The organism is Streptomyces lushanensis (assembly GCF_001700515.1).
Taxonomy (GTDB): domain Bacteria; phylum Actinomycetota; class Actinomycetes; order Streptomycetales; family Streptomycetaceae; genus Streptomyces; species Streptomyces lushanensis.
Genome location: NZ_MAUD01000492.1, coordinates 1 through 7,280, shown reverse-complemented (window position 1 = coordinate 7,280; position 7,280 = coordinate 1). Strand labels below are relative to the sequence as shown.

Genomic DNA, 7,280 nt, shown 5'->3' with positions numbered 1-7,280 from the left:
CGCTCCGCCCGCCGCCCGGCGGCACCCGCTCATCCCTCCCACCGCGCCGTACTGTCCCGGACCACCAGCCTGGTGCCGAACTCGATACGGGCGTCGGCCTGGTCGGACTTCCGCAGCCGCAGCAGCATCCGCGAGGCCTCCTCGGCCATCGCCACCAGCGGCTGGTGCACGGTGGTGAGCGCGGGGCTCGACCACTGGGCGAGCGGGATGTCGTCGTACCCGACCACCGACAGATCCGCCGGGATCCGCAGCCCCAGCACCCGGGCCGCCTCCAGCACCCCGAGCGCCTGGAGGTCGCTGCCCGCGAAGACCGCGGTCGGCCGGTTCTCGCTCCCGAGCAGCTCCATCGCGTGCGTACGGCCCGACTCGACATGGAAGTCGCCGAAGCGCACCAGCTCGGGATCGACGTCCAGACCGGCCATGCTCATCGCCGAACGGAAGCCGTCCAGCCGGGCGAGCGAGCACATCATGTCCTCCGGCCCGGTGATGACGGCGATCCTGCGGTGGCCCAGCTCGGTGAGATGCCGCGTGGCGGCCAGTCCGCCCGCCCAGTTGGCCGATCCCACGGAGGGCACATCGGGCTCCGGGTCGCCGGCCGGATCGATGATGACGAACGGGATGGCCCGGGACCACAGCTTCTTCTTGAGATCGTCCGGGAGCGTGGAGAAGACCAGGACCACACCGAGGGGACGGCGCCGCAGGACGCCTTCGACCCAGTCCGCGCCCGGCGAGTGGCGGGTGCCGGTCTCGGTGAGCACCACACTCACGCCGGTCTCCTTGGCGACGTTCTGGACGCCCCTGATCAGCTCCATCGACCAGGTGCTGTCCAGCTCGTGGAAGACGATCTCGATGAGCGGCGCCTCGGGAGCGCTGGGAGCGGAGCGCCGGTAGCCGTGCTCCTCCAGCAACTCCTCCACCTTCACCCTGGTCGGAGCCGCGACATCGGGTCGCCCGTTGAGGACCTTCGAAACTGTCGAAAGCGATACCCCGGCTTGCGAAGCCACCTGGGCCAGGGTGACCCGGCCTGCACTCCTGTCATCACGCATGGACCGAAGGATAAGGCACCGGCGGGCAGCGGCGTCCGGTAACGGTTTGGTCGCGCCGTGACCGCACTGTTGACCGCCCCCGGGCAGGGTCCTACGGTCACTCGGCAGAATAGTTTCGGCAATGTGGCCGATACTTTCGAGAGATCGAGAGGTCTATCGATGAAGACAAGCGCAGGGATGTCACGCGTGAGATTCTCGAAAGCAGTCGCGAGCGGTGCGGCGCTCGTCCTGGGACTGACCCTGACCGCCTGCGGCAGCGGCGGCGACTCCGCCGGCGGCGCCGGTGAGTTCCACGTACTGGTGTACGGGGACGCCGCGAACAAGGTGGAGAAGCAGATCGTCGCGGAGTTCAACAAGACCTCGAAGGTCAAGGCGGTCCTGGACACCGTTCCCGGGGCCGACTACCAGCAGAAGCTCCAGACCGTCATCAACACACCGCAGGCCCCGGACGTCTTCTTCAACTGGGGCGGCGGCAGCATCCAGCCCTTCGTCAAGGCGGATCTTCTGCTGCCGATCGACGATCTGATCGCGAAGAGCCCCGGCACGGGCCCGGAGGGCCTCGACGGGCTCCGCTCGAACTTCCTGCCGTCGGTCTACGACACCGCCAAGGTGGACGGCAAGGCGTACGGCATCCCCATGCGCGGCACCCAGCCCGTACTGCTCTTCCACAACCGGAAGGTGCTCGCGGACGCCGGGGTCGCCGAGCCGCCGAAGACCTGGGACGAACTGCTCGGCGCGGTGAAGAAGCTGAAGGCGGACGGCGTCACGCCGATCGCGCTCGGCGGCGGCGACCGGTGGCCCACGCTGATGTGGTTCGAGTACCTGTACGACCGTATCGCCGGTCCCGGACTGCTCCAGAAGGCCCTCTCCGGTGACAAGAGCGTCTGGGAGAGCGCCGACAGCAGGAAGGCGCTGAGCATGCTCAAGGAACTGGTCGACACGGGCGCGTTCGGCACCAACTACGACTCGGTGAAGTTCACCGACGGGGGCTCGGCCGCGCTGCTGGCGAGCGGGAAGGCGGGCTTCGAGCTGATGGGCTCGTGGGAGTACTCCACGCAGCAGGACGCCAGTCCCGACTTCGCGAAGAACGATCTCGGCTACAGCTCCTTCCCCACCGTCACGGGCGGCAAGGGCGATCCGGCCGCCGTCGTCGGCAACACCAACAACTTCTACTCGGTGCTGAAGCGGACCGAACACGCCGACGACATAGCCAAGTTCCTGAAGCTGATGTACTCGGACGACTTCGTCGAGGCGCAGTTGGCCATCGGCAATCTGCCCACCACCACGAACACCGGGAAGTTCCTGGACTCGGCGGAGAACGCGGAGTATCTGAAGTACCAGTTCGATCTGGTCGACAAGGCGCCCTCGTTCCAGCTCTCCTGGGACCAGGCGTACGTCCAGACCAATGCCACGCCCCTGCTGCAGGCCGTCCAGCAGTTCTTCAACGGGCAGTTCGACGCCGACGGATTCATCAAGGCCATGCAGGCCCTGACCACCGTCTGACGTCCGAGGATGACACCCCATATGACCGCCGCCGCTGTCACAGGCCCCGGCTCCGGACCCGGACCTGGCTCCGGACCGGGCGCCGGCCCCGGAACCGGCCCCGCGGACGGGAACCCGAAGACCTCCCCCGGTCGCTCGGTCGCCCGTCCCGGTCTGGGCTGGACCCTGCCCGCCGTCCTGTTCTTCGGGCTGTTCGCGATCGTTCCGCTGGTGCTGGTCGCCGTACTCTCCTTCACGAGCTGGAGCGGTCTCGGCTCGCCGGAGTTCGCCGGTCTCGACAACTGGACCGCGCTGTTCCACGACCCTGTGATGATCAAGAGCCTCTGGCTGAGTGTGCTGCTCACCGGGCTCGGCGTGCTGGTCCAGACCCCGCTGAGCATTCTGCTGGGTGTCTGGGCCGCCGGGCCCCAGCGCAACAGGGCCGTGCTGTCCGCGGTCTTCTTCGTTCCGCTGCTGCTGTCCGCCACGGCGGTCTCGGTGCTCTGGCGGGCGCTGCTCGATCCCAACTTCGGGGTGCCCGCGCAGGCGCGCTGGCTCTTCGGGGACGGCAATCTGCTGGGCTCGCGCACCGGGGCCATCGGTGTGCTGGTGCTGGTGAGCGCCTGGCAGTTCACTCCGCTGCACGCGCTGATCTACCAGGGCGCGACCCGGGCGATCCCCGAGGTGCTCTATCAGGCGGCGGCGATCGACGGGGCCGGGACCGTACGGCAGTTCTTCCACATCACGCTGCCGCAGCTGCGCAACTCCATCATCACGTCGGTGATCCTCATGGTGGTCGGCGGGCTCACCACCTTCGACACCGTGCTGATCCTGACCCAGGGCGGGCCGGGCAGCGACACCACCATCACCGCCTACTACATGTACCAAAAGGCTTTCAAGGGCTTCGACTTCGGAGCGGGAGCGGCCATCGCGCTGCTGCTGGTCGTCGTCGCGACGGTCGTCTCGCTGGCCGTGGTGCGGATCTCGGGCTACGACAAGATGGCCGGCACGAAGGACGGTCTGTGATGAACCGACGGTCGGTGACGGACCCACGGTCCGAGAAGAGCGGGACCACGACCGGGCGGCGCGACACCGGACGGCGTGGCGCGGCCGGGCCGCGCGACACCGGGCGCCGTGCCACGACCCGGCGCCGGCGCGACCGTCCCAACTACGCGGCCGGGCTCGGTGTGCTGCTGTGGCTGTGTCTGGTGGCGCTGCCGCTGTACGTGATGCTCGGCGCGAGCGTGCAGTCCCGCGCGCAGTACGGCGCGGGCGGTCCGCTCTCCTTCCCCGAGGCCTTCTCGCTCACCAACTATGTGCAGGACTTCTCCAACGGCTTCGGGCGCTACTTCCTCAACACCATGGTGGTCACGGCGAGCGTCGTGGCGATCGTGCTGATCCTCGTACCACCGCTGGCCTTCGCGATCGTGCGCAACCGGGGCCGGGCCACCTCGCGGGTCTTCCGGCTCTTCCTGCTGGGTCTCGCGATCCCGGCGCAGGCCGTGATCGTCCCGATGTTCTACGTCATCAGCAACGCGGGCCTGTACGACAACCTCATCGGTGTCATCCTGCCCACCGCCGCGTTCTCGCTGCCGGTCTGCGCGCTCATCCTCACCGGCACGATGCGCGACATCACCGACGAGCTCTTCGAGGCCATGGCCCTCGACGGCGCGAGCACCCGGCGGGTCTTCTTCCAGCTCGTCGTTCCCCTGTCCAGGAGCGGACTGGCGACCGTCGTCGTGTTCTCCGCGCTCCAGGCCTGGAACGGCTTCCTCTTCCCGCTCGTACTGACCCAGTCGGAGGAGACGAAGGTGCTCACCCTCGGGCTCTACAACTTCCAGACCCAGTACGGCATCGACATCCCGGGCCTGCTGGCGGCCGTGGTCCTGTCCACGCTGCCTGTTCTGCTCGTCTACCTGTTCGCCCGTCGTGCCCTGGTCCAAGGGCTGATGGGCGTGGGAGGAAAGTGACCGACCACACCGCGATCGACCGTCCGACGGCCGATCCCAACGCCATCGATCCCCACGCCGTCGATCCCGCCACGATCGATCCCGCCACCACCGGTCCGGAAGCGACCGGCGGCGCGGCCACCCCCGCGTCCGCCGGCCTTCAGCGGCGCCGCGCCGAGCGGGTCGCGTATCTGATCTCCGCGATGACCACGGAGGAGAAACTCGCACAGCTCTACGGCCTGTGGGCGGGCGCCTCGGCCGACGGTGCCGAGGTCGCCCCGCACCAGCACGACATGGACCGCCCGCCCTCGCTCGACGAGCTCCTCCCGCACGGTCTCGGCCAGTTGACCAGACCCTTCGGCACGGTTCCCGTCGATCCCGCGCTGGGCGCGCTGTCGCTGATGCGCACCCAGGAACGCATCGTCGCCGCGAACCGCTTCTCCATCCCGGCCATGGCCCATGACGAGTGTCTGGCCGGCTTCGCCGCCTGGGGCGCCACCACCTATCCCGTCCCGCTCTCCTGGGGCGCGTCCTTCGACCCGGAGCTGGTACGGGAGATGGCGGGCGCGATCGGCCACGACATGCGGTCGGTGGGACTGCACCAAGGGCTGGCACCCGTACTCGACGTGGTGCGCGACGCCCGCTGGGGCCGGGTCGAGGAGACCATCGGCGAGGACCCGTATCTGGTCGGCACGGTCGCCACCGCCTATATCCAGGGCCTGGAGTCCGCCGGGATCGTGGCGACCCTGAAACACTTCGCGGGCTACTCCGCCTCGCGCGGCGGACGCAATCTCGCGCCGGTGAGCATGGGCGCCAGGGAGCGGGCCGATGTGATCCTGCCGCCGTTCGAGATGGCCGTACGGGAGAGCGGCGTACGGTCCGTCATGCACGCCTACACCGACACCGACGGCGTGCCGGGCGCGGCCGACGAGGAACTGCTGACCGGACTGCTCAGGGACACCTGGGGCTTCGAGGGCACGGTGGTCGCCGACTACTTCGGCATCGCCTTCCTGAAGACCCTGCACGGAGTGGCCGCCGACTGGAGCGGCGCGGCCACGGCGGCCCTCACGGCGGGCGTGGATGTCGAACTGCCGACGGTGAAGACGTTCGGCCGACCGCTGCGGGACGCGGTCGAGGCCGGCGAGGTGCCGCGCGAGCTGATCGACCGCGCGCTGCGGCGCGTCCTGACGCAGAAGGCGGGACTGGGGCTGCTGGACCCGGAGTGGAGCCCGGTGCCCCCGGCCCTGGCCGGCCGCGCGCCGTACACCGACGCGGCCCCGCTGCGCGGCACGGTCGACCTCGACTCCCCGGCGCGGCGCGGCATCTCGCGCCGTCTCGCGGAGCGGTCGGTGATCCTGCTGCGCAACGACGGGACGCTGCCGCTGAGGGTCGGGCCGGCCGCCGGGGGCACCGCACCGGGCCTCGGGGCATCGGAGCCCGCCGCCCCGGGCTCCGGGGCGCTCCGTATCGCGCTGATCGGGCCGCAGGGCGAGACGCCCACCGCCGTGCTGGGCTGCTACTCCTTCCCCGTCCATGTCGGCTCGCAGCACCCGGACACACCCGCGGGTATCGAGCTGCCCACCCTCCGCGAGGCCCTCGCCGCCGAGTTTCCCGGCAGCGAGATCGTCGCCGTGCCCGGCGCGGGCATCGACTCGCCCGACACCTCCGGTTTCCCGGCGGCGGTACGGGCGGCCCGCGACGCGGACGTGGTCGTGGTGGCACTCGGCGACCGGGCGGGGCTCTTCGGGCGCGGTACGAGCGGAGAGGGCTGCGACGCCGAGAACCTGGGGCTGCCCGGCGTGCAGGGACAGCTCCTCGACGCCCTGCTCGACGCGCTCGACGGCACGGGCACACCGCTGGTGGTGACCCTGCTGGCCGGACGGCCGTACGCCCTCGGCCGGGCCGCCGACCAGGCCGGTGCCGTCGTGCAGGCCTTCTTCCCCGGCCAGGAGGGCACGTCCGCCGTCGCGGGGGTGCTCAGCGGACGGATCAGCCCGTCGGGCCGGCTCCCCGTGAGCGTTCCCCGGCTCCCGGGCGCCCAGCCGTCCACCTATCTGGCGGCGCCGCTGGCCCGGGTCAGCGAGGTCTCCAGCATCGATCCCACCCCGGCGTTCGCGTTCGGGCACGGTCTGACGTACACCTCGTTCGACTGGTCGGACCTGGTGGTGGCGACCGGCTCGGCCGGTACGGACGGCTCCCTGGAGCTGTCCTTCACCGTCCGCAACACCGGCGGCCGTGCGGGCGCCGAGGTCGTCCAGCTCTATCTGCACGATCCCGTCGCCTCGGTCGTCCAGCCGGTCCAGCGGCTGATCGGCTATGCCCGGATCCCGCTGGAGCCGGCCGAGCGGGTCTCGGTCGCGGTGACCGTACCGGCCGATCTCGCGTCCTTCACCGGCCGCGACGGGCGCCGGATCGTGGAGCCGGGCGCGCTGGAACTGCGGCTGGGAGCGTCCAGCGCCGATGTACGGCTCACCGCCGGCGTCACGCTGACCGGTCCGGTACGGAGAGTCGACCACACCCGTGAGCTGCACGCCCGGTTCACCGTCACCCGGGGAGGTGCCGCAGGACCGGTCTGACGGCCGCCTTCCTCCCTCTCCCCCTGTCCTCTCCTCCCCTCTGTCCTTTGTCCTTCCCGTCCTTCCCGTTCCCTCGGAACGCTCTCCGGCGTGCGAAAAACCGACGGCGGCCTAAGGTGACGCTTAGGCCCTGTCCGGCGGGTCTTCGCGGGTCCGCGACGCCCGGCACGGCACCTCGCGGCGTTGTCGGAGTCGTCCGAGTACGTCCAGTACGAGAACGATCCTCC

Annotated in this window: 5 protein-coding genes; 4 read left to right on the top strand and 1 reads right to left on the bottom strand. The window is 70.1% G+C overall.

From position 1 onward, the window contains the following. Window positions 1-29: 29 nt before the first annotated feature. Window positions 30-1,046 (bottom strand): LacI family DNA-binding transcriptional regulator, encoded by a 1,017-nt coding sequence (locus BFF77_RS30310; protein WP_079125630.1) that lies wholly within the window; start codon window positions 1,044-1,046, stop codon window positions 30-32. Window positions 1,047-1,223: 177 nt separating this feature from the next. Between BFF77_RS30310 and BFF77_RS30305 the strand changes: the two genes are divergently transcribed. Genes BFF77_RS30305 through BFF77_RS30290 form a run of 4 tightly spaced genes read left to right on the top strand, consistent with a single transcriptional unit; the run spans window position 1,224 to window position 7,053 of the window. Further along, a complete protein-coding gene (locus tag BFF77_RS30305) occupies window positions 1,224-2,549 on the top strand; it encodes an ABC transporter substrate-binding protein (RefSeq protein WP_066956387.1) in 1,326 nt (441 codons plus the stop codon). Window positions 2,550-2,570: 21 nt separating this feature from the next. Then, window positions 2,571-3,554 carry a carbohydrate ABC transporter permease gene (locus BFF77_RS30300; RefSeq protein ID WP_079125629.1) on the top strand — a complete coding sequence of 328 codons (984 nt, stop codon included), beginning with the start codon at window positions 2,571-2,573 and terminating at the stop codon, window positions 3,552-3,554. Next, a complete protein-coding gene (locus BFF77_RS30295) occupies window positions 3,554-4,498 on the top strand; it encodes a carbohydrate ABC transporter permease (protein ID WP_079125628.1) in 945 nt (314 codons plus the stop codon). Before BFF77_RS30300 ends, BFF77_RS30295 begins: the two co-directional genes overlap by 1 nt. A 44-nt stretch (window positions 4,499-4,542) precedes the next feature. After that, a complete protein-coding gene (locus tag BFF77_RS30290) occupies window positions 4,543-7,053 on the top strand; it encodes a beta-xylosidase/alpha-l-arabinosidase (RefSeq protein WP_483855220.1) in 2,511 nt (836 codons plus the stop codon). Window positions 7,054-7,280: the final 227 nt, after the last annotated feature.

What these genes read in the sequence shown, in the direction of transcription:
- BFF77_RS30305 (WP_066956387.1), top strand. Translation starts at nt 1,224, where the DNA reads ATGTCACGCGTGAGATTCTCGAAAGCAGTCGCGAGCGGTGCGGCGCTC.
- BFF77_RS30295 (WP_079125628.1), top strand. Translation starts at nt 3,554, where the DNA reads ATGAACCGACGGTCGGTGACGGACCCACGGTCCGAGAAGAGCGGGACC.
- BFF77_RS30310 (WP_079125630.1), bottom strand. Translation starts at nt 1,046, where the DNA reads ATGCGTGATGACAGGAGTGCAGGCCGGGTCACCCTGGCCCAGGTGGCT.
- BFF77_RS30300 (WP_079125629.1), top strand. Translation starts at nt 2,571, where the DNA reads ATGACCGCCGCCGCTGTCACAGGCCCCGGCTCCGGACCCGGACCTGGC.